At 71.5% G+C, this 21512-nt stretch carries 19 protein-coding genes; 9 read left to right on the top strand and 10 right to left on the bottom strand.

Going from position 1 to position 21512, the window contains the following annotated elements; translation table 11 throughout:
* The first annotated feature begins 10 nt into the window (after positions 1-10).
* Entirely contained in the window at positions 11-1408 is a 1398-nt protein-coding gene (locus tag BLR90_RS10280) for a vWA domain-containing protein (RefSeq protein WP_091025088.1), read from the top strand.
* A 14-nt stretch (positions 1409-1422) separates the two neighbouring features.
* On the opposite strand, the gene BLR90_RS10275 is transcribed toward BLR90_RS10280, so the two are convergent.
* The 3 genes from BLR90_RS10275 to BLR90_RS10265 are packed head-to-tail and all read right to left on the bottom strand — an operon-like array spanning position 1423 to position 4168.
* A complete protein-coding gene (locus BLR90_RS10275) occupies positions 1423-2778 on the bottom strand; it encodes a hypothetical protein (protein ID WP_091025087.1) in 1356 nt (451 codons plus the stop codon).
* Entirely contained in the window at positions 2775-3701 is a 927-nt protein-coding gene (locus BLR90_RS10270; protein ID WP_091025086.1) for a hypothetical protein, read from the bottom strand. Before BLR90_RS10270 ends, BLR90_RS10275 begins: the two co-directional genes overlap by 4 nt.
* A complete protein-coding gene (locus BLR90_RS10265) occupies positions 3698-4168 on the bottom strand; it encodes a hypothetical protein (protein ID WP_091025085.1) in 471 nt (156 codons plus the stop codon). The genes BLR90_RS10270 and BLR90_RS10265 overlap by 4 nt, the downstream gene beginning before the upstream one ends.
* Positions 4169-4292: 124 nt before the next feature.
* Here BLR90_RS10265 and BLR90_RS10260 point away from each other — a divergent pair, with 124 nt between their 5' ends.
* Positions 4293-5627, top strand: coding sequence for a YncE family protein (locus BLR90_RS10260; RefSeq protein ID WP_218029337.1), 1335 nt, complete (start codon positions 4293-4295; stop codon positions 5625-5627).
* A gap of 84 nt (positions 5628-5711) precedes the next feature.
* Here BLR90_RS10260 and BLR90_RS10255 read toward each other — a convergent pair whose 3' ends face one another.
* Together BLR90_RS10255 and BLR90_RS10250 are read right to left on the bottom strand one after the other, a co-directional pair.
* Complete coding sequence (locus BLR90_RS10255; RefSeq protein WP_174812357.1) at positions 5712-6899, bottom strand: pyridoxal phosphate-dependent aminotransferase; 1188 nt, start codon at positions 6897-6899, stop codon at positions 5712-5714.
* A gap of 24 nt (positions 6900-6923) precedes the next feature.
* Positions 6924-8414 carry an FAD-binding protein gene (locus tag BLR90_RS10250; RefSeq protein ID WP_091025084.1) on the bottom strand — a complete coding sequence of 497 codons (1491 nt, stop codon included), beginning with the start codon at positions 8412-8414 and terminating at the stop codon, positions 6924-6926.
* A gap of 47 nt (positions 8415-8461) precedes the next feature.
* On the opposite strand from BLR90_RS10250, the gene BLR90_RS10245 reads away from it, so the two are divergent.
* Positions 8462-9481: a TlpA disulfide reductase family protein gene (locus tag BLR90_RS10245; RefSeq protein WP_091025083.1), complete on the top strand. Its 1020-nt coding sequence runs from the start codon at positions 8462-8464 to the stop codon at positions 9479-9481.
* 76 nt (positions 9482-9557) lie between these two features.
* A complete protein-coding gene (locus BLR90_RS10240; protein ID WP_091025082.1) occupies positions 9558-11054 on the top strand; it encodes a potassium/proton antiporter in 1497 nt (498 codons plus the stop codon).
* Here BLR90_RS10240 and BLR90_RS10235 read toward each other — a convergent pair.
* On the bottom strand, positions 11051-11593 hold the full coding sequence (locus BLR90_RS10235) for a LytR C-terminal domain-containing protein (protein WP_091025081.1): 543 nt from the start codon (positions 11591-11593) through the stop codon (positions 11051-11053). The two genes, BLR90_RS10240 and BLR90_RS10235, sit on opposite strands and share 4 nt — an antisense overlap.
* A gap of 1 nt (position 11594) precedes the next feature.
* Positions 11595-11891, bottom strand: coding sequence for a type II toxin-antitoxin system VapB family antitoxin (locus BLR90_RS10230; RefSeq protein ID WP_091025080.1), 297 nt, complete (start codon positions 11889-11891; stop codon positions 11595-11597).
* Between the two features lie 68 nt (positions 11892-11959).
* Between BLR90_RS10230 and BLR90_RS10225 the strand changes: the two genes are divergently transcribed.
* Positions 11960-13564 carry a helicase HerA-like domain-containing protein gene (locus BLR90_RS10225; protein WP_218029338.1) on the top strand — a complete coding sequence of 535 codons (1605 nt, stop codon included), beginning with the start codon at positions 11960-11962 and terminating at the stop codon, positions 13562-13564.
* 54 nt (positions 13565-13618) lie between these two features.
* Here the strand turns inward: BLR90_RS10225 and BLR90_RS21000 are convergent, their stop codons facing one another.
* On the bottom strand, positions 13619-13792 hold the full coding sequence (locus BLR90_RS21000) for a hypothetical protein (protein WP_170254237.1): 174 nt from the start codon (positions 13790-13792) through the stop codon (positions 13619-13621).
* A gap of 148 nt (positions 13793-13940) precedes the next feature.
* Here BLR90_RS21000 and BLR90_RS10220 point away from each other — a divergent pair, with 148 nt between their 5' ends.
* Positions 13941-14390: a nuclear transport factor 2 family protein gene (locus tag BLR90_RS10220; protein ID WP_245715242.1), complete on the top strand. Its 450-nt coding sequence runs from the start codon at positions 13941-13943 to the stop codon at positions 14388-14390.
* Positions 14391-14469: 79 nt separating this feature from the next.
* Here BLR90_RS10220 and BLR90_RS10215 read toward each other — a convergent pair whose 3' ends face one another.
* Both BLR90_RS10215 and eccCa read right to left on the bottom strand, forming a co-directional pair.
* Positions 14470-15036, bottom strand: coding sequence for a hypothetical protein (locus BLR90_RS10215; protein WP_091025077.1), 567 nt, complete (start codon positions 15034-15036; stop codon positions 14470-14472).
* Between the two features lie 11 nt (positions 15037-15047).
* Complete coding sequence (gene eccCa, locus BLR90_RS10210) at positions 15048-19061, bottom strand: type VII secretion protein EccCa (protein WP_245715241.1); 4014 nt, start codon at positions 19059-19061, stop codon at positions 15048-15050.
* Between the two features lie 143 nt (positions 19062-19204).
* Between eccCa and BLR90_RS10205 the strand changes: the two genes are divergently transcribed.
* From BLR90_RS10205 to BLR90_RS10195, 3 genes are all read left to right on the top strand, one after another.
* The gene (locus tag BLR90_RS10205) at positions 19205-20599 is read left to right on the top strand and encodes a hypothetical protein (protein ID WP_091025075.1); all 1395 of its coding nucleotides are present in this window, start codon (positions 19205-19207) and stop codon (positions 20597-20599) included.
* Positions 20600-20756: 157 nt separating this feature from the next.
* Positions 20757-21077, top strand: coding sequence for a WXG100 family type VII secretion target (locus tag BLR90_RS10200; RefSeq protein ID WP_170254238.1), 321 nt, complete (start codon positions 20757-20759; stop codon positions 21075-21077).
* 28 nt (positions 21078-21105) lie between these two features.
* The gene (locus BLR90_RS10195; protein WP_170254239.1) at positions 21106-21402 is read left to right on the top strand and encodes a WXG100 family type VII secretion target; all 297 of its coding nucleotides are present in this window, start codon (positions 21106-21108) and stop codon (positions 21400-21402) included.
* Positions 21403-21512: the final 110 nt, after the last annotated feature.

Raw genomic sequence — 21512 nt, 5'->3', positions numbered from 1 at the left:
CCACCGCGAGATGAGCAGCCACACGTCAGGTCTCCTCGACCGCCACATCGCCTTCCTCGAGGCGCTGCGGGGGGCCGGCCTGGCCGTCTCGCTCGCGGAAGACCTCGACGCGATCTCCGCGCTGACCGCGCTCGACTGGTCGGAGCGCCGGGTCATCCGCGACGCCTACGCCGCCACGCTGGTGAAGCGGCAGACCCAGCGGCCGACGTTCGAGGCGCTGTTCGACATCTACTTCCCGCGCCTGGTCGGTGCGGGCGCCACGACCGCCGACGACGACGGTGAGGGTGAGCCCGACGAGTCGGGCGTGCGCGACAACGCGCAGGCCCTGGTGACGTTCCGCGAGGACCTGCTCGAGGCGCTCACCGAAGGCGACGAGCAGCGGCTGCTCCAGCTGGCGGCCGAGATGGTGGGGCGCTTCGGCGCCATGCCCGGCCGCGGCCCGGGCCTGTCGTCGTGGTCGGCCTACACCGCGCTCCAGCGGGTGTCGCCGCAGCAGCTGGTCGACCAGATCATGGCCGCGCTGCTCGCGCAGGGACGCACCGAGGAGGAGGCGCAGCGGGTGTCGGGTCGCCGGCTCGGCGCGTTCACCCGGCAGGTCGAGGACGACGCCCGTCGCCGGATCGCGGAGGAGAAGGGCCCCGACCACGTCGCCAACGTCGCGATCAAGCCGAGCATCGACCGCCTCGACTTCACCGCCGCCCGCAAGTCCGACCTCGAGGAGATGCGCCGCGAGATCTACCCGCTCGCCCGGCGCCTGGCCACCCGGCTGACCCAGGAGCACCACGCCCGCCGACGCGGGCCGCTCGACTTCCGACGTACCGTCCGGGCCTCGATGTCGACCGGCGGCGTCCCGCTGGTCACCCACCACAAGCCCAAGCGACCGCACCGCACCGAGCTGGTCGTGCTCTGCGACGTCAGCGGTTCGGTCGCCAACTTCGCGCAGTTCACGCTGCTGCTGGTCTTCGCGCTGCAGGACCAGTTCCAGAAGGTGCGGGCCTTCACGTTCATCGACCACGTCCACGAGGTCACCCAGCACTTCCGCCCCGGCGCCGACGTCGCCGACGTGATGGCCGACCTCGCCGCCAGCACTTCGCACGCCGCGTTGTGGGGCCGCACCAACTACGGCCGGGCGCTGGCGAAGTTCGAGGAGAACCACTCCGACGCGCTGGGGCCGAAGTCGTCGCTGCTGATCCTCGGCGACGCCCGCTCCAACTACAGCGACCTCAACGCCGAAGTCCTCAAGCGCCTCGCGGGCTCGGCCCGCCACACCTGGTGGCTCAACCCGGAGGCCATGCGCCACTGGGGCACCGGCGACTCCGCGGCCCCGACGTACGGCGACATCGTGCCGATGGTGGAGTGCCGCAACCTCACCCAGCTCGGTGAGTTCGTGCACGACCTGGCGGGCTGATCACCCCGCCCAGGTCATCCCGCGAGGTAGCCGAGCTGCTGGATCCGGGTGATCTCGGCCCGCAGCTCGGGATGGGTGGCGCGGTCGGCGGCCCGGCCGCCAGTCACATAGATGCTCTCGCCGGTGTCGCCGTTGTGGTCGAAGACGACGGTGAGCCGGTTGGTGGAGCCCGCGCTCAAGAGGGAGCCCAGCACCGCCACGGGGTCGGAGCGGTCCTCGAGCGAGAGCACCCGGGTCGTCTCGGGGATACGCGGCACGTGCGCGGAGGGCGCGCCGGCCGTCACCACCTGGTCGATCACGAACGACTCGGACGGCAGCCCGGCAGCCACCTCGGCGGCGGTGACGCCGCCCTGCGCCGAGCCGACAAGCATCACGTGGGCGCCCGGGTCGCCGGCGACGGCGGTCTCGATGCTGCGCACCACGTGGGCGGCGTACGCTGTGCGGTCGCCGCCGACGAGCCGCAGCCGGCGGCCGTCGCCACCCGAGGGACCGGGCAGGTAGGCGATGTAGCGGCCGGCGGTGATCTTGTGCACCACGACGCTGCTCTCGGCGCTGTTGAGGGACGACATCAGGTCGGCGACGGTGCGTGGCGCGGACGCGTCGGCGACCAGGGGCTCGGCCGCGGGGCCGGCGTCGACCAGGCCGCCCGCGGTGTCGCGCAGGGCTGCGCCGAGGTCGCTCGCGAGCGGGGCGACACCCAGGGCGCGCAGGCCGCCGCGGGCCACCAGCCGGCCGTGCTCGCCGGAGAGGATGCCGGCGGTCAGCAGCGAGCGCATCTGGAGCCCGTCGAGGAGCCCGCCGCCGCCGCTGGTGACGTGCTCCATGAGCTCGGGGTTGTTCTCGGCGAGCTCGTTGAGGTAGGCGGCCACGCCGTCGCGGTCGAGCGCGTCGGTCTCGATCAGGCCGGCCGACACGATCGCGCCGCCTAGCGCGACCTGGGGTGCGAGGTAGCCGATCGCCCGGCCGGCGATGGAGCCGAGGGTCTTGTAGGCGGCCGCCTGGAGGTCGTCGATCCAGCGGTAGGTCAGGACGGTCGCCCGCAGCACGAGTGCGTCGGCGTCGAGCTCGATGGAGCGGGTCAGCAGCCCGTGGGGACCGGTCGACGCGGAGCGGATGGCCTCCTCGGCGTGGGCGTGGCTGGCCGGCGACAAGGGCGCCGAGTCGGCCAGCGCCGGGTCGTTGACGATGTCGGTGCCGAGCTCGGCCCGCTGCCGCATCTCCTCGCCCGCGGAGTCGAAGAGGTCGGCGAGGCGCATCATCCGGTCGTACTTGTCGGCGAGGTCGCGGGCCTCTGCCTCGGTGGCCGGCCCTTCGCGCTCCTCGAGCGCCGCCGCGTGGAGCACCGACTCGTGTGTCGTCTGGTCGTTCACGACGACACCTCCGCGAGCACCGGCGCGAGGTGGGGAGCGAGGTCGGCCGCCTCGACACGTCGTACGCCGACGCGCAGCGCGCCGTCCGACTCGTGCGGGCACAGGGCGCGCCAGCCGTCGGACAGCAGCACCCACGAGACGACGCCGACCACGGTCGTGTCCTCGCTGGAGACGTCGGCCACCATGCCCCGGAGGCGTCCGCGCGCCTCACTGGTGAGGGCGGTCAGGATGGCCACCACCTCGCTCTCGCCGAGGGGGCGGTCGTCGGGCCCGTGGACGGCGTGGGCGTGCTGGGAGGCCAGTACCGGGAGCAGGTCGGCGCGGGAGCTCGCGGCCGCCTCGATGGCCGCGTCGACGAGCTCGTAGGGGAGGTCGACCAGGTCGGGGACGGCCGACTCGTCGAGCTCGAGGTCCTCGGGGACGACTGCCACCCGGGCGAGCTCGGAGGGCCAGTGGGCGTTGGGGAACCACGCCAGCTCGAAGACGATGCCGTCAACGGTGGCGAGCGTGGCGACGGCGTCACCCGACTGGCGGTGCCAGGCCTTGGCCTGGACGGCGCCGGCCACCACGTCGAGGTCCAGCGCCAGGGTCGGGGTCGCGAGCAGCCCGACGGCGCCGAGCAGCCCCTCGTCGACGGTCTCGCCCGACATCAGCCCGCGGCGGGCCAGCGAGTCGGCGGGGTCGTGCAAGGAGGCGACGGCGTCGAGGTAGGCCTGGTCCTCCGACGTGCCGCGGCTCTGGCCGAGACGGCCCTCGAGGGGTGGGGCATCGGGCGGGGCGACCACGTCGAACGGCAGGGGCGCCCCTCCGGCGCGCTCCGCGACCAGGCGCAGCTCGGCCAGCGTGAGCGCCACCCGACGCGGCAGCGCGTCGAGCAGCCCGCTGGGGGCCGGCGGCGGGGTGCTGAGGTCGATGGTGGTCACGAGTCGCTCGTGTCCTCTCGGAGTCCGGGCAGGTCGACCGCGAGCCAGTCCTTGTGGCCCGACGTCGGGGGAGTGAACGCGGCGAGGACGAGGTCGTCGGGGTCGGCCACCCGGCGCACGGCGGCATCGGCGCCCTCGTTGGCCGCCTCCACCTGCGCGACGCGGGTCCGGGCCTCCGCCACCAGGGAGGTCGCCCTGTGCTCCCGGTCGGCGATCGTGTCCTGGAGCCGTCCGACCTCCTGCACGTGCCGGTCGAGGGAGTTGGCCGCAGCCTCGTGCTCGCCGGCGGCACCGCGCAGGTGGGCGGCGCGCTCGCGGATCCGCAGCCGCATCGACTCGGCCGCCCGGCCGGTCCAGCCGAGGTTCTCGGTCTGGGACACGAGCCGGTGGGCGAGCGCGCGGATGTCGACCCCCTGCTCACGCAGCTGGTCGGCGCGTCTTCGCAGCGCGTCGGTGTCGCCGTACATCGTCACGTCCTGTCCGGGCCGCCGTCTCGGTGCTCGTGTCGTTGCTCGCATTCCCTCGTTGAACTGTGTCGAAACGCTTTCAACAGGCAAGATCATGGCCCTAGGGGTCCCGAAGGAGTAGTTCATGAGCTGGTTCGCCCTCCGCCGCGTGGCAGTGACGGCCCTCGGTGCCGTCCTGGCCCTGACCGGTCTCGGCCACGTCTCGGCCGCGTCGGCAGCAGCAGACAGCGACCCGACGACGGTGAGCGACGACGTACGCCGCGTGGTCTTCGTCGGCAACAACTGGTCCGGCACCGCCGACCTCCTCGACCCCACGACGTTCAAGCGGCTGGCGCGGATCAACGTGATCCCCGACTACGACGCCCGCATGCAAGAGATCGCCACCAACCCCTACCGGCTGGCCTACTTCCTCGCGATCCGCGAGCTCATCGGCGAGGGCAACGACCAGTTCGTCGACGACATGTACTCCTCCAACGATGGTCGCCTCGTCGTCATCTCGCGGCCGTCGTTCGGCGACGTGGTCGCGATCAGCCTGCGCACCAAGAAGATCGTGTGGCGCTTCGCGGTCGCGGGCGTGCGCTCCGACCACATGGCCGTCTCGCCCGACGGCAAGCGCGTCGTGGTGAGCGCGTCGACCGGCAACGTCGTGCACGTGCTGCGGATCTCCGACGGCAAGCAGGTCGGCAAGTTCGCCTCCGGCGGCTCCCCGCACGAGAGCGTCTTCATCGACGGCGGCACCAAGATCCTCCACGCCAGCATCGGCATGGTCTACAGCCCGCTCGACGACCCGGCGCTCGACCCGACCAAGCAGGAGCGGGTGCTGCAGATCGTCGACGCCAAGACGTTCAAGATCCTGCGCCGCTACAACCTGCGCAAGGCGCTCGATGAGCGGGGGCTGGACGACGTGAGCACCGCCGTACGCCCGCTGACCCTGTCGCCTGACGAGAAGAAGATCTACTTCCAGCTGTCGTTCTTCCACGGCTTCGTGCAGATGGACCGCCGTACCGGCAAGATCACGCACGTCCGCCGCCTGCCCAACCTGATCAAGGACACCCCGCGCGAGCAGTACCTGCTCGACTCGGCCCACCACGGCATCGCGATGAACCCCGCCGGCACCAAGATCTGCGTGGCCGGCACGATGTCCGACTACGCGACCGTCGTCGACGCACGCAGCTTCCGGCGCAGCCCGCTGATCAAGGGCGGGCTCAAGCCCTACTGGGTGACCCCGAGCTGGGACGGCCGCTACTGCTACATCTCGTGGTCGGGCTCCGACTCGGTCTCGCGGATCAGCTACGCCACCGCCAAGATCGTGTCGACTACCAAGGTCGGTGACCACCCGCAGCGGGTCCGCAACGGCGTCATCCGCCGGGGCTTCCTGGGTCGCCTCGGCTACGCCGTCGCGTCCAAGCCGGCCCGCACCTCACCGGTCAGCGCCTGGGAACGCCCGACCGGGTCCTAGGGCGAGCGTCTCGGTAGTCCCCAACACCAGGGCGAATGAGAGCCCTCTCAATGGCTCTGGTGTTAGGGACTATCCCGACGGAGGCTAGGCCCAAGCGGCGTCGAGGCGGGCCAGCGCCTGCTCGATGTCGGAGCGCGGTCCGGCGAAGCTGAGCCGGATGTGGTGCTGGCCCTCGACCGTGTCGAAGTCGACGCCGGTCGCGACCGCGACCCCGGTGGTCGCGAGCAGGTCGTGGGCGAACGCCATCGAGTCCTGGGTCAGGTGACCCACGTCGGCGTAGACGTAGAACGCGCCGTCGGCGGGCGCGAGCCGGGTGATGCCGAGGCTGGGCAGTGTCTCGAGCAGCAGCCGCCGGTTGTCGGCGTAGCGGCGCACGTGCCCGTCGAGCTCGGCGTACGACGCGTCGTCAAACGCCGCCAGGCAGGCGCGCTGGGCGATCACCGGCGGGCAGATCGTGAAGTTGCCCGTGAGCACGTCGACCGCGCGGCGCAGGCGCTCGGGGACCAGCATCCAGCCGATCCGCCAGCCGGTCATGGAGAAGTACTTCGAGAAGCTGGAGAACACGACCGCCTCGCGACTGGTCTCCCACGCTGACCGAGCGAGGGTCTCGCCGCCGTCGATGCCGGCGTACTCGATCCCGTGGTAGATCTCGTCCGAGATCAGCTGCACCTGGCTCTCGTCGCACCAGCGGGCGATGGCGGCCAGCTCGGCCGGCAGCAGCATGGTGCCCGTCGGGTTGGCCGGGCTGGCGACCACGACGCCCTTGAGCGGGGTGTGTGCGTGGGTCTCCGTGAGCTGCTCGACGGTGGGCTGGAAGCGGGTCTCGGGGCCGGTCGCGATCTCGACCACCTCGCAGCCGAGCGCGGTGAGGACGTTGCGGTAGCAGGGGTAGCCCGGGCGGGCCATCGCCACCCGGTCGCCGACCTCGAACGCGGCCAGGAACGCCAGCAGGAACCCGCCGCTCGACCCCGTGGTCACGACGACGTCCTTCGGCCCGACCTCGATGCCGTGCGCCCGGCGGTGGTGCCCCGCGATCGCCTCACGCAGCTCCAGAATCCCGGTCGCCGGCGTGTAGCCGAGCGGGTCGCCGGTGCCGAGCAGCCGGACCGCCTCCGCCCGCACCGGCTCCGGTGCGCCCGTGCTCGGCTGCCCCGCCAGCAGGTTGAGCACGTCGCCGTGCGTGCGCTGCCGGCGCGCCGACGCCTCCAGCAGGTCCATCACGTGGAACGGCGGCACGTTGGCGCGCTGCGCCACCACCAGGCGGTCGGTCACGTGGCCGAGGCTAGCCCGTGGCGGTCAGACCCTCGCTCGAGCCGCGGCGGCGTGCCGCCCAGCCCGACGCCCGAAGTAGGAGCCCTCGCCGAGCTGGGTGCCGGAGCAGTAGCCCTTGCCGTCCTGGGCGAGGTTGGACGCGCAGGCGCCGGCGGCGTACAGGCCATGGACGACCGAGCCGTCGGGGCGCTGGACCTCACCGTCGACGCTGACCCGGATGCCGCCGAGGGTGAAGCCGGCGTAGAGGGCGTGGCCGAGGCGGACGTCGAAGACCGCCCACGGGCCGACCGACTGGGGCGCCAACCACTCCGCGGCCTTGTGGAAGTCGGGGTCCTCGCCACGCTCGGCGTTGGCGTTGTAGCGGTCGAGCGTGGCCTGCAGGGTGTCCAGCGGCACGCCGAGCGCAGAGGCCATCTCCGCCACTGTCTCGTAGCCGTCGATGAGGGGGACCAGCGGCATCTTGGGGTACTCCACGTGCTCGCTGTCGACGATGAGGTACGCCGCCGAGTCGGGCTGCTCCATCACGAACTGCGAGGTGCGCGAGTGGTAGCTGTCCTCCGCGACGAAGCGCTCGCCGGCCTGGTTGACCAGCAGCCCCTTCACCAGCACCGACGGCGGGTAGAGCGGCGCGGTGATGAACGGCTCGTCCATGTGCTTGAGCTCCGCACCGACCGACTGGCCGAGGCGGATGCCCAGCCCGTCGTCGTACGTCGACCCGAGCGTGAAGAGCTTGGAGCCCAGCGCCGGCGTGTGCTCGGCGACCATGTCGGGGTTCATCACGAAGCCACCGGCCGCGACGATCACCGACGGCGCCGCCACGAACCCGGTCTCGTCGAACGAGCGCCAGGCGACCCCCACGACCGCACCCGAGCCGGAGTTGGAGTCGGCGACGACCAGGTTGGTCACGCCGGTCTCGTAGCGCACGGTGACGCGGGCCTCCTCGATGCGCTCGCGCAGCAGGTCCATCACGATCCGGGTGCCCTCGGTGTCGCCGGGCACCGGCACCTTGTGTCCGCGCGGAGCGGGCCGGGCCTGCTCGCGGAACGGCCAGACCTTCTCGTTGCCGGTGAACATCAGCCCCTGCGTGCCGGGCTGGATGACGGCCTTCTCGGGGTAGTAGCTGCGCTCGAACTCGAAGCCCAGCGACTCCAGCCAGTCGAAGTGCTCGACCGACTCGTCGCAGTAGACGCGGATCTTGTCGGGCTCGGGGTCCTTAGAGACCGCGAGGAGGTACTTGTACATCTCGTCGGCCGAGTCCTCCTGGCTGGTCGCACGCTGCACCGCGGTGCCGCCACCGAGGTAGAAGTGGCCCCCCGACATGCTCGACGTGCCGCCGTGCACGGCGGCCTTCTCCAGCAGCAGCACCGACGCGCCCGCCCTGGCCGCCTCCAGCGCCGCGCAGCCCCCGGCGATGCCGAAGCCGACCACCACGACGTCGTACGACGGCGCGTCGGCGGGCAGGTCGGCTGCCGGGAGGACGGCTGGGATCGCGGTGCCCTTGGGCGTTGAGGTCATGGCCGCAAATCTAGAACAAGTTTCAGTTTCGTGCGATCCTGACCACCATGCTGACCCTGATCGACGTGGACGGCCGCGAGCACCAGCTGCGCACCGCCGACGGCTACGTGCACGCCGAGGACCTCACCGCCGCCACCGGCTGGACGCTCAAGCCCGTGGGACTGTGCCGGGGCGAGGTGTGCCTGCCGCTGTTCGGCCGCCAGATCGCGCACCCGGACAACCCGGACCTGATCGATCTCGACGCGTGGGCCGACGTGGTCGGCGTGGTCACGGCCCGCGACACCGCCTCCGACGTGGTCGCCCTCGCGCCGTCGGCGGAGGCGCGGCTTCAGGAGCTGCGCGACGGCAAGGCGCCGTCGCTCACCCTCAACGACGTCGACGGCAACCCGGTCAGCTTCGACGACTTCTCCGGCAGCAAGCGCGTCCTCGTCACGTGGGCGTCGTGGTGCGGGTGCCGCCACGAGCTCGCCGGCTGGCAGCAGCTCCAGGACGAGCTCGCCGACACGGGCCTGAAGCTGTTCTCCGTGGCGCTCGACGCCGACCCCGAGGACTCCCGGCCGTGGATCGAGGCCGGCCACCCGTCGTACCCCGTCGCGGTCGACACCGCCCACGTGACCGCCGAGCGCTACGGCATCACCAACGTGCCCTCGGTGGTGTGGATCGACGAGGACGACAACATCGTGAAGCCGCCGACGATCGCGCCCGGCGACGACCAGTTCGTCGAGTTCACCAAGATCAGCAGCGAGCAGCACCACGACCTGCTGCGGGCCTGGGTCAAGGACGGCGTCCTGCCCGAGAGCGCCCAGGTCGAGCCGGCGCAGCGCACCGACGAGGAGCAGCGCGCGCTCGCCGAGCGTCGCGTCGCCGCCCACCTCCAGCGGCAGGGCCGCACCGAGGACGCGCGCACCCACCTCGCCGCCGCACAGGAGCTCTCGCCCTGGGACTGGACCGTACGACGAGGCGGGATCGCCATGACCGGCGGCGACCCGTTCCTCGGCGAGGAGTTCACGTCGTTCTGGGAGGAGTGGGACGCCTCCGGGCGGCCCGGCTACACCCCGACCACCTGACGTCGACTCGGTCAGGACGGCCCTCGCGCACCGATAGACTGCGCACCCGCCGCCCCGCCAAGCAGGACGAGGTGACATGTCGTTCGACGTCCACCAGCTCGAGACCTTCCTGCTGCTGGGCTCCGCCGTCACGTTGCTGGCCGTGTTGGCCGTGCGGGTCAGCACCCGGGCCGGGCTCCCCAGCCTTCTGATCTACCTGCTGATGGGCGTGCTCCTCGGCGAGGCCGGCTTCGGCATCGGCTTCGAGGACGCCGAGCTCGCCCACGCGCTGGGGTTCGCGGCGCTGGTCCTGATCCTGGCCGAGGGCGGTCTGACCACCAACTGGCGTGAGATCCGGCCCGCGATGAAGCTGGGTGTCTCGCTGGCCACCATCGGCGTCACCGTCTCGGTGGCGGTGGTCGCGACCGGTGCGCACTTCCTGCTCGGGCTGCCGTGGGAGCTCGCCGTGCTGCTCGGGGCGGTCACGTCCGCGACCGACGCGGCGGCGGTGTTCTCCGTGCTGCGCGTGGTGCCGCTGCCGCGCAAGCTCACCGGCTCCCTCGAGGCCGAGTCCGGCCTCAACGACGCCCCCACCGTCGTGCTCGTGGTGCTCGTCTCGACCGGCGCCGCCGCCGACGAGGGCGTGCTGATGATGCTCCTGACGATCGTCTTCGAGCTCTCCGCCGGCGTGCTGTTCGGGCTCGCCGTCGGCTTCGGCGGCGCCTGGGTGATGCGGCGCGCGGCCCTGCCGTCGACCGGCCTCTACCCGATCGCGGTGCTCTGCCTGACGGTCTTCGCGTACGCCGGCGGGGCCGCCGTTCACGCGTCGGGCTTCGCCGCCGTCTACGTCGCCGCCCTCGTGCTCGGCAACTCCGACCTCCCGCACCGCAACGCCACCCGGTCGTTCTCCGAGGGCATCGCGTGGCTCGCCCAGATCGGGCTGTTCGTCATGCTCGGGCTGCTGCTCTCCCCGGGCCGGATCTCGATGGAGACGGTGGGGCTTGCGGTGGCGGCCGGGCTGATCCTGACCTTCGTGGCCCGTCCGCTCTCGGTGCTCGTCAGCGCGACCGTCCAGCCGATGCCGTGGCGTGAGCTGGGCTTCCTCTCGTGGGCCGGACTGCGCGGAGCGGTCCCGATCGTCTTCACGACGATCCCGCTGGCCGAGGGGGTGAAAGACGCCGAACGTCTCTTCGACATCGTCTTCGTCATGGTCGTGATCTACACGCTGCTGACCGGCCCGACGCTCCCGGTCGTCGCGCGGGTCCTCGGCGTGGCCCGCCGGTTCGAGCCGCGCGACCTCGAGCTCGAGGCGGCGCCGCTCGAGCGGGTGGCTGCCGACCTGCTCCAGGTCACGATCAGTCCGGCGTCGCTCATGCACGGCGTCGAGGTGGGCGAGCTGCGGCTGCCGACGGGTGCGTCGGTCGCGCTGATCATCCGCGACGGCGACGCCAAGGTGCCCGAGCGGCGTACCGTCCTGCGCCACGGCGACGAGCTGCTCGTGGTCACCCCCCGCAAGCTGCGCTGGCGCACCGAGGAGCGGCTGCGGCAGGTCAGCCTGCGCGGCCGTCTCGCCCAGTGGCTCGACGAGTCCTAGGAGACGCCCTCGTCGGTGTCGGCCTCGGCCGGGGGGCTGCAGATCTCGGAGTCGTCGTCGGACTTCGTCGACTTGCGGCCCTCGACCAGCTTGGTGAACTCGTCGCCGACGATCACGGTGACGCCGGGCAGGTCGGTCTCGGCCTCGACGATCTCGGCACGCTCCCCGAGCCGGCTCGCGACCAGCCGGACCGCGGGGTTGCGCGGGTCGTCGGTCCAGATCTCGGCGAACTCGACCTCGGCGGTGGGCGGCGCGTTGTCGGTGCGGCCGGCGCCGAAGCCGGCGTCGGTCAGGAGCAGCATCACGCGCCCGGCCAGGCCCTCGGTGGTGCCGGCGTTGGCGACGCTGACCAGGACCTGGTCGGGGTAGACCTTGGTGCCGGCGGGCACCGTCGTGTCGGTGCAGATGGGGGTCTCGGTCGACTCCGGGAACGGCGCGGTGACCGCCGACCATCCCCACGTCACGCCGATCAGCAGCAGCACCCCGAGCACACCGAGGGTGAGCGCCGTGCGCAGCCGGGCCGCGATGAGCGAGGCCATGTCAGGCCTCCAGCCGGTGGACGCGGGCGTGGAGCACGTTGCGCTGGTGCAGTGCGGCGCGCAGCGCGCGGTGGAGACCGTCCTCGAGGTAGTACTCGTCGCGCCACTCCACGACGTGGGCGAAGAGGTCGCCGTAGAACGTGGAGTCCTCGTCGAGCAGCGTCGCCAGCTGGAGGGTGTCCTTCGTCGTGACCAGCTCGTCGAGCCGCACCTGGCGCGGCGGCACGCCGGCCCACGCGCCGGCGGAGAGGCCGTGCTCCGGGTAGGGCCGGCCCTCCCCGACGCGTTTGAAGATCACGCCGCGACTATAAACGGCGTCCGGCTACCCCTCCGGTGGCGGCTGTGACGGCGGCTATGTTGGCGCCCATGACGGAGACCCCCGCGAACCCCACTCCCGAGACCCCGCCGCCGGCCGCCGGCGACAGCCCGGTGGTGGCCGCGGTCGCCCCCGGCTACGCCTTCGAGGGTGCGGCGCTGGACCTCGGTGGGCTGATGCTCGACGCGGTGAACCTGTCCGACGTACGGATCAGGATCCCGCTCGCGATGGTCAACCGGCATGGTCTCGTGGCGGGCGCGACCGGCACGGGCAAGACGAAGACCCTGCAGCTGCTGGCCGAGCAGCTGAGCACCCAGGGGGTGCCGGTCTTCGCCGCCGACATCAAGGGCGACCTCTCCGGCCTGGCCACGCCGGGCGAGACCAGCGACAAGGTCACCGCCCGTGCGCAGTCGGTCGGCCAGCAGTGGACGGCGACCGGCTTCCCGGTGGAGTACTACGCGCTCGGCGGGCAGGGCACCGGCATCCCGCTGCGGGTGACGATGAGCGCCTTCGGCCCCACCCTGCTGAGCAAGGTGCTCGGCCTCAACGACACCCAGGAGTCCAGCCTCGGCCTGGTCTTCCACTACGCCGACCGGGCGGGGCTGCCGCTGCTCGACCTCGCCGACCTGCGGGCCGTGGTCGGCCACCTCACCAGCGACGAGGGCAAGCCCGAGCTCAAGGAGCTCGGTGGCCTGTCCTCGGCGACCGCGGGGGTCATCCTGCGCGAGCTGATCGCCTTCCAGGACCAGGGCGCCGACGAGTTCTTCGGCGAGCCGGAGTTCGAGTCGGCCGACTTCCTGCAGACCACCGCCGACGGCAAGGGGCTGATCTCCCTCGTGGAGCTGCCCAACCTGCAGGACCGCCCCGCGGTCTTCTCGACGTTCCTCATGTGGCTGCTGGCCGACCTCTTCCACGACCTGCCCGAGGTCGGCGACATCGACAAGCCCAAGCTGGTGTTCTTCTTCGACGAGGCGCACCTGCTGTTCAACGACGCGTCGAAGGAGTTCCTCCAGCAGGTGGCCCAGACGGTGCGCCTGATCCGCTCCAAGGGCGTCGGCGTCTTCTTCGTGACGCAGAGCCCCACCGACGTGCCGGACGAGGTGCTCGCGCAGCTCGGCTCGCGGGTCCAGCACCAGCTGCGCGCCCACACGCCCAACGACGCCAAGGCCCTCAAGGCCACCGTCAACACCTACCCCACTAGTGCGTACGACGACCTCGGTGCCGTGATCACGAGCCTGGGCATCGGCGAGGCCGTGGTGACCGTGATGAACGAGCGCGGCGCGCCCACCCCGGTGGCCTGGACCAGGCTGCGGGCGCCTGAGTCACTGATGGGCCCCAGCGACCCCGCGGCGATGGCCGCCGCGGTCCAGGCCAGCCCGCGCTACGCCAAGTACGCCGAGACCGTCGACCGCGAGTCGGCGCGCGAGAAGCTCGCCGTACGTCTCGAGGAGGGCGCGCGCAAGCGGGCCGAGGAGGAGGCCGCCGCCACGCCTCCGGCCAAGCAGCCGACGTCCCCGACCAGTCGCCGTACGCCCCGGGAGAAGGACGAGGGCGGGCTGGTCAGGGACGTCGTGCAGTCGAGCGCCTTCAAGGACTTCATGCGCACCGCGGCCCGAGAGATCGCGCGGGGCATGTTCAAGACCGGAAGGCGGTAGACGGTAGACGGGAGAACGAGCGAAGCGAGTTCTCCCAATGAAGGGCGAAGCCCTTCACGCGGTCCAGCGGACCGCGTCGTCGACGAGGTCGGCGAGGGCGTGGACGCCGCGCAGGTCACTGCGCTCGTCCATCAGGGTGGTCAGGCCGCGGGCGTGCCGCAGCTTGAAGGCGGCGCGCTTCTCGCGGGCCTGGTCGGTCTCTTGTGCGGTGGTGATGTCGGCGTTCATCGGGGGTCCCCCTCAGGTGTTCGGTGTTCTCGGTGGGACCAGCGTGCCCGGGCAACATCGCCGGGAGATTGACCCACGGTTACAACCACGTCTCAGGGGCGGCCGCGCCACGTGATCCGGCCCACAGGGAATGGCTAGATTGACCTCTGTGACCGACTACGACGACATCTGCCAGCTCAAGTACCGCTACCTGCGCACCCTCGACACCAAGGACTGGGACGCCTTCGAGGCCTGCTTCCTGCCCGAGGCGACCGGTGACTACAACGGGCTGGTCTTCGACGACCGTGCGGCGCTGGTGAGCTACATGCGAGAGAACCTCGGCGAGGGCATGCTGACCATGCACCAGGTGCACCACCCCGAGATCACCATCGAGGGCGACGAGGCCACCGCGCGCTGGTACCTCCAGGACAAGGTGATCGTCGAGGCTTTCCGCTTCATGCTCGAGGGGGCGGCGTTCTACACCGACCGCTACGTCCGTACGCCGGAGGGCTGGCGGGTCGCCCACACCGGCTACCGCCGCACGTTCGAGCTGAGCTACAACCTGGACGACCTGCCGAGCCTCAAGGTCACCGGTCCCGGCGTCCACACCCACACGTAGGCGGGCCGGAAAGTACGGAACGTTTTCGACGTGGATCCGCGCGATCAGGGTCGGTTTCGTTCCGTACTTTCCGCTCGGCTCACTTCCAGGTGAAGGTCGCCAGCATCGAGGCGATCGTCTGGGTGCGCTCGGGCTCGTCGGAGAGCATCTCGAAGTCGATCTCCACGACCACGCCGTCGCGCAGCATGATGTAGACCTCGGCGTGCCGGTTGGCGCCCGCCTTGCCGCTGAGGTGGAGGGCCGGCTGGCCGTCCACCTCGGTGTCGGCCAGGCGGGCGAGGCTGCCGACGTACGTCGCCTCGGCGGCGTAGACGTCGGCGAGTTCCTCCAGCGTGAAGTCGTCGTAGTCCTGCTTCACGGAGAAGTAGACGTTGTCGCCGACCCGGAGGTCGCTGAGCGCCGTGATCTTGTCACCGGACACGACGCGGGAGACGTAGTCGGGCGTGGCCCCGCGGATGGTGAACGCGCTCGTCTCGTGCACCGGGCCGGTCGCCTCGGGAGCCGCCGGTGTCGTCTCCGACGTCGTGTCGGTGGGCGACGGGCTCCCGGTGTCGCTCGCCGAGGGGGCCGGCGACGGGTCGGCCTCCGGCTCCTCGTCGCCGGAGCAACCACCGAGCAGCAGGACCAGGATGGCCACCGCGCCCATGAGCGGGACCCTCACAGCGTGGGCTCCGTCCAAGCGGCCTGGATCATCTCGGTGCCGCGGTCGCGAGTGATCAGGCGGCCGCGGCCGGGGAGCAGCGGGACCGGACGCAGGTTGCCGAGCAGCGGGCCCTCGTCGGGGTTGCCGGAGAGCATCAGGCCGGGCATGGCGAGGTCACGCATCGACTGGATGACCGGCTCGTAGAGCGCCCGCGACGCACCACCGGAGCGGCGGGCGACGGCCACGTGCAGCCCGACGTCGCGAGCCTGGGCGAGCAGCGGCTGAAGCAGGGCGACCGGCGAGGTCTGCTGGGTGGCGACCAGGTCGTAGTCGTCGACGAGCACGAACACCTCGGCGCCGGTCCACCACGTGCGGCTGCGCAGCTGCTCGGGCGTCACGTCCGGGCCGGGGATCCGGCTCTCGAGGTAGGTCGCGAGGTCCTTGAGCGCCGGCGCCGCCTGGGTGGCGGAGGTGAGGTAGTTGAGGAGGTAGTCCTCCGGTACCTCTCCGAGCAGGGAGCGTCGGTAGTCGACGACGACGATCTGCGCCTCCTTCGGCGTGTAGGCGCGCATCACCTCGTGGGCGTAGGTGCGCAGGATCGCGCTCTTGCCCGAGCGGCCGTCGCCGAAGACCAGCAGGTGCGGCTCGGTGTCGGGGTTGAGAGCGACCGGCGCGAGCTCCTTCTCGTTGATGCCGAGCAGGATGCGGCGCTCGCCCTCGCCGGCGGCGACGCCGTTGGTGCCGGCCTCCACCATCTCGCGGACCTCCGCCAGCTCGATGCGCTCGGGAAGGAGACGGAGCTTCGGTCCGGTCGGACCGCGCCAGGAGGCAGCGACCCGGGTGATCAGCTCGTCGACCCCGTCGCCGAGCGTCTCGGCGGAGGGCTGGCCGTCGATGCGCGGCAGCGCGGCCAGGAAGTGCAGCTTGCTCTGGACCAGCCCGCGACCGGGGCGGCCCGTGGGCACCAGCTGGGCGATCTTGCGGTCGATCTCGGAGTCCATCGCGTCGCCGAGGCGCAGCTCCAGGCGGGTGCCGAACAGGTCGCGCATCGCGGCCCGGAAGTCGGCCCAGCGGGAGGCGCCGGTCACGATGTGGAGCCCGAACGTCAGGCCCCGCGACGCCAGCTGCTGGATCTCCATCTCGAGGTCGTCGAAGTCGGAGCGCAGCGTGCTCCAGCCGTCGACGACGAGGAAGACGTCGCCGTAGCCGTCGTCGGCGCGACCCTGCGCGCGGCGCGAGCGGTAGGTCTCGATCGAGTCGATGCCGTTGGCACGGAAGTAGGCCTCGCGGCGGTCGACGACCCCGCCGACCTCGGCCATGATCCGGCGTACGACGTCGGGCTCGGAGCGCGTGCCGACGCCGGCGACGTGGGGCAGGTTGACCATGGGCGCGAAGGTGCCGCCACCGAAGTCGAGCACGAAGAACTGCGACTCGGCGGGCGTCGTGGTCAGCGCCATGCTGGTCACAATCGTGCGCAGCATGGTGCTCTTGCCGCTGCGCGGGCCGCCGACGACGGCCACGTGGCCCCCGGAGCCGCTCAGGTTGATGGTGAGGGTGTCGCGGCGCTGCTCGCGCGGGCGGTCGACGGTGCCCAGCGGTACGACGAGCCCGCCCAGGGCCCGCCACTGCTTGGAGACCAGCCCGAGGTCGGGGTCGGCGACCAGGTCGGGCATCAGCTCGTCGAGGGTGTCGGGCACGTCGAGCGGCGGCAGCCACACCTGGTGGGCGGCGGGGCCGTGACCCACCATGTGCTCGACGGCGATGTCGAGCAGCGTCTCCTGGCTGTCGGGCTCGACCTGGGGCTCGGGCTCCGGCTCCTGGTCCGCGGCCTCGAGCTTGTGCACCTCGGAGATCGTGAACGGCAGGATCCCCTGGAGGTGGCCGCCCTCGTCGCGACGGATGCGCACCCGGCCGGACGGCGGCCCGGAGACGTAGGCCGCCTTGAACCGGATCAGCGAGGTCGGGTCGGGCTTGAGGAAACCGAGGCCGGGCACCGCCGGCAGCTCGTAGGCGTCGGGGACGCCGAGGACCGCGCGCGACTCCTGGGCGCTGAACGTGCGCAGCCCGACCCGGTAGGACAGGTGTGACTCGAGGCCGCGCAGGCGGCCCTCCTCGAGGCGCTGGGACGCCAGCAGCAGGTGGAGGCCGAGGGAGCGACCGAGGCGGCCGATCGCCACGAACAGGTCGATGAACTCCGGCTTGGCCGAGAGCATCTCCGAGAACTCGTCGACGACGACGAAGAGCGACGGCATCGGCTCGAGCTCTTCGCCGCTGACGCGGGCCTTCTCGTAGTCGCGGATCGAGGCGTAGTTGCCGGCGTCGCGCAGCAGCTCCTGGCGGCGCACCATCTCGCCCGACAGGGCGTCCTGCATGCGGTCGACCAGGGTGAGCTCGTTGGCGAGGTTGGTGATGACCGCGGAGACATGGGGCATGTGGGACATGCCGGCGAACGTCGCGCCGCCCTTGAAGTCGACCAGCACCATGTTGAGCTGCTCGGGGGAGTGGGTCATGGCCAGCCCGAGGACGAGCGTGCGCAGGAACTCCGACTTGCCCGAGCCGGTCGCGCCGATCACCAGCCCGTGCGGGCCCATGCCCTGCTGGGCGGACTCCTTGATGTCGAGGTGGACCAGGCCGCCGCCCTCGCCGAGCCCGATCGGCACGCGCAGCCGGTCGCGGGCCGGGCGCGGTCGCCAGGCGGCGACCGGGTCGAAGCGGCGTACGTCGCCCAGACCGAGGAGGTCCATGAAGTCGGTGGGGCCGGTGATCTCGCCGCTGGCGGGCTCGGTCGTGCCGGCGGCCACCGTGTGGAGCGGGGTGAGGCGCCGGGCGAACGCCTCGGCGGTGGCGAGGTCGCACTGGTCGGCCTTGGCCCGCACGGGCTCCTCGCGCAGCCGCAGTGCCAGCACCGGCACCTGGCCGTCACTCGCGACGGGTACGTCCTCGAACTGGACCCGGAGCCGGCTCGGGTCGTCGAGCTCTCCCCAGTGGGCGGGCAGGTCCAGCACGGTGACCCCGTGGAGGCCGTCGGGCGGGATGACGTGGTTGCCGGGCGGCAGCTCGACGTCGTCGGTGATCAGCAGGATGTGGGGCGTGGCCGGGCGCTCGTCGGCGCCGAAGCGTGGCCGGTCGCTGAGGTCGGGGGGCAGCAGGCTGGCCAGGTCGGCCAGCGACGTGGTCACCATCCGCATCGGGCCCACGGCATCGGTGAGCTGGGTGCTCTGCGCGTGCGGTAGCCACTTGATCCAGTCCCAGTGCGCGAGGTGCTGCTCGGAGGAGAGCACCGCGACGACCAGGTGCTCGGGGGAGTGGAACGCGGTGGCCGAACAGATCATCGCGCGGGCCAGCCCGCGGGCCTCCGCCTCGTCGCCGCAGAGCTCCACCCGGTCGAAGGCGCGCAGGTCGATCGACGCCGGCAGGTCGGGCTGCAGCCGGTGCACGACCAGCAGCCGGTGCAGGGCGGAGGCGGCGGCGGGGTCGACCTCGTCGATGGGCGCGCTCTCCGGTGGCACCAGCTCGAGGGCCAACGGCTGGGCGCACAGGCCGTAGCGGACGTGCAGGAAGTTGGGGTCGCTGGTCGAGTGCTCCCAGATGCGGGAGCGCTCCTCGGCGATGGCCGGGAGGGAGCCGGGGTCGGGGTGGTGCCAGGTCAGGGCCCGGCGCTGCTGGTCGGCGGACTCGCGGGCGACCTTGCGGACGTTGTTGAGGTAGCGGAGGTACTCCGTGCGAGAGCCGGTGACCTGCTGGGCGCGCTGCTTACGCTGCCGGTCGATCTGCACGACGATGAAGCCGATCGTGGCGAAGAGGAACATGCCGGCCGCGATGAAGCGGATCCCGTTGCCTCCGGTGCTCCGGGAGCTCATCGTCGCGACGAGCACGATCGAGCCGAGGCTGCCGAGCATCGGGATGGCGTTCATCATCACGCCGGCCGCGCCCTCGTTGGGCTGGATCTGCGGCGGCGGCTGGAGAACCAGCTGTCCGGTCGGCATCTCCGGCTCGTCGACCCGTGCTCCGCGAAGCGTCGTGCTCAACTCATCAGTCCTCGCCGTAGACCATCCGTGCCCGAGAGTGCCCGGCCCGCTCCCGCCGCGGTGGCTCGATGATATGCACAGCGTCCAGCGGCTACGCTGCGCGCGACGGGCGGTCCCGTCCGGGACTTCTTCGGGGAGGCGACGTGAGCGGGTCAGCCGGGCACACCACCGACGGCCTGTCCCTCAGCGTGCACGGCCCGTCCGGGGTGCTCGACCTGGTCGTCCCTGCCGGCGCCTCCGCCGGTGACGTCGCGATCGAGTACGCCGCCCAGGCGCGGATGCCGGCGGTGCCCACGCTCCTCACGGGGCTGGGCCAGGCCCTCGACCCCGAGGAGTCGCTGGAGGGTGCCGGGGTGCGGTCGGGCTCGCTGCTCGTCGCGCTGCTGCACGGCTCCGCGACGCCGACTCCCACCGCGTCCCGACGGCGCCGCCCGGCCGATCGCACCTCTTCGCGCAGGGCTGGGCCGGCACTGGAGGCACCCGGTGCGATCTCCGTGCTGTGGTTCTGCGTGAGCGCCGGCGTCGCGCTGCTGGCCGGCTGGTTCGCCTCGCAGGAGGAGCCGTCCGACCTGCGCTCGGTCGCCGTCTGGCTGCTGGCGGGGGCTGCCGTGGTGGGTGTGCTGCCGTTCGGGCGCTACGCACCACACCGGATCCTCGCGGCGCCGGCCTTCGCGGCCTCGGCCGCGTTCGTGGTCGCCTGGGACCCCGCCCCCGAGCGCCTGCCGACGATCGTCGGTGTCGCCGCCCTCACCGCCGCAGTGACCGCGGCCGTCGCCCGCGCGCTCGACCAGCACTCGGAGGAGGCGCTGCGGGTCTGGGTCGTCGTCGGCGTGGCGGCGTTCGTCGTCACGTGCGGTGTGGCCCTGCTCGACTTCCGGCCGCAGGTCGCCTGGACCTTGCTGCTGGTGCTCGCCATGCTCGCGGCCCGGTTCGTGCCCACCCTCGCCGTCGACGTGCCCGACCAGTTCCTGATCGACCTCGAGCGGCTGGCGGTCACGGCCTGGTCGGCGCGTGACCGGCCCACCGGTCGCCGTGGCCGGATCGTCGTACCTCCCCACGCGATCGAGGTGGTGGCCGAGCGCGGCACCCGTCTCGTCACCGCGGCCTGCGCCGCGATCCTGGCGACGGTCGTGATCTCGGCACCGCTGCTGCTCGAGACCGCGACCCAGCGCCACGACTGGGTCGGCGCGCGCTGCCTGGTCGGGTTTGCCGGCGCGACGCTGCTCTTCACAGCCCGCAGCTATCGCAACACAGCGGCGCGGGCGCTGCTCCGCGCCGCCGGGCTGGCGTGCTGGATCTTCCTGCTCGTCGCGCTGTTCACCGACGCCGAGGTCGACACGGTGCTGACCCTCGGGATCGTGGCGATTTCCCTTGCCTGCTTGGTGATTGTCGCCTCCGTGGCCCTCGGGCGGGGGTGGCGGTCGGCGTGGTGGTCGCGCCGCGCCGAGGTCGCCGAGGCACTGTGCGGGTCGTTCGCAGTCGGGTCCGTCGTGGTCGCCGTCGGGCTCTTCCGGCAGCTGTGGGAATTGACAGGCTGAGGTTTAGGGGGTTAGCCCCCGGGTAGAGACGTGGTTGTCCGGATCGGACCGAGACGGACCCAGATCTGACACCACTGCACCACTCGGAACAGACCTCTTGAGAACGACCCCACGAATGAGCGGCGACATGCCGCCAGACATTGAAGGAGAAGGCGACATGTCCGAAAACTCCAACGAGTTCGGCCAAGGCGAAGGTGTACTCACCCGTGCCGCGGGGATGGTGGCCGATGCTCGCAGCGACTTCAACACCATCAGCCGTCAGCTGACCGACCAGATCTCGCAGGTCCAGGGCCGCTGGGGCGGCCAGGGCGCCACGGCGTTCTTCGCCCTGCAGCAGGCCTGGACCGAGAAGCAGCAGGTCATCGTCGACGCGCTCAACGAGTTCGAGAACTCCCTCGGCGTCACCGAGCGCGACAACATCAACACCGATGACGCGCAGGGCAGCAACTTCACCAACCTCACCCACAAGCTCGGCTGACGGCCGCTACCGGACTAGGAGCACACCAATGAACCTCGACGGAATCAAGGTCAACCACGGTGCCGTGGACCAGGCCGCGGCCGACATGTACCAGAAGGTCAAGGACATCGACGACCGCATGAACCGCCTCGAGTCTGAGCTCGAGCCGCTGCGTAGCCAGTGGGTCGGTCAGGCGCAGTCGCAGTACACGATCTCCAAGGCCAAGTGGGACTGGGCCATCCAGGAGATGCGGGACCTGCTCGACAAGAGCAGCCAGACGGTCTACCAGTCCAACGCCGAGTACATGGCCGCCGACAAGCGCGGCGCCGCCCAGTTCGAGATCTGATCTCGCGGCACGGACGGACAGGACGGAAGGGGGTCGGCACTCGGTGCCGACCCCCTTTGTCGCCGTCTCACCCGCTCGCTCCCTCCCCTGACCTGGTCAGGAGCTAAGGA

The sequence above is a fragment of the Nocardioides szechwanensis genome (assembly GCF_900103935.1).
Classification (GTDB): Bacteria; Actinomycetota; Actinomycetes; order Propionibacteriales; family Nocardioidaceae; genus Nocardioides; species Nocardioides szechwanensis.
The sequence above is the reverse complement of the archived record's forward strand: the minus strand, read 5'-3'. Positions and strand labels throughout refer to the sequence as shown.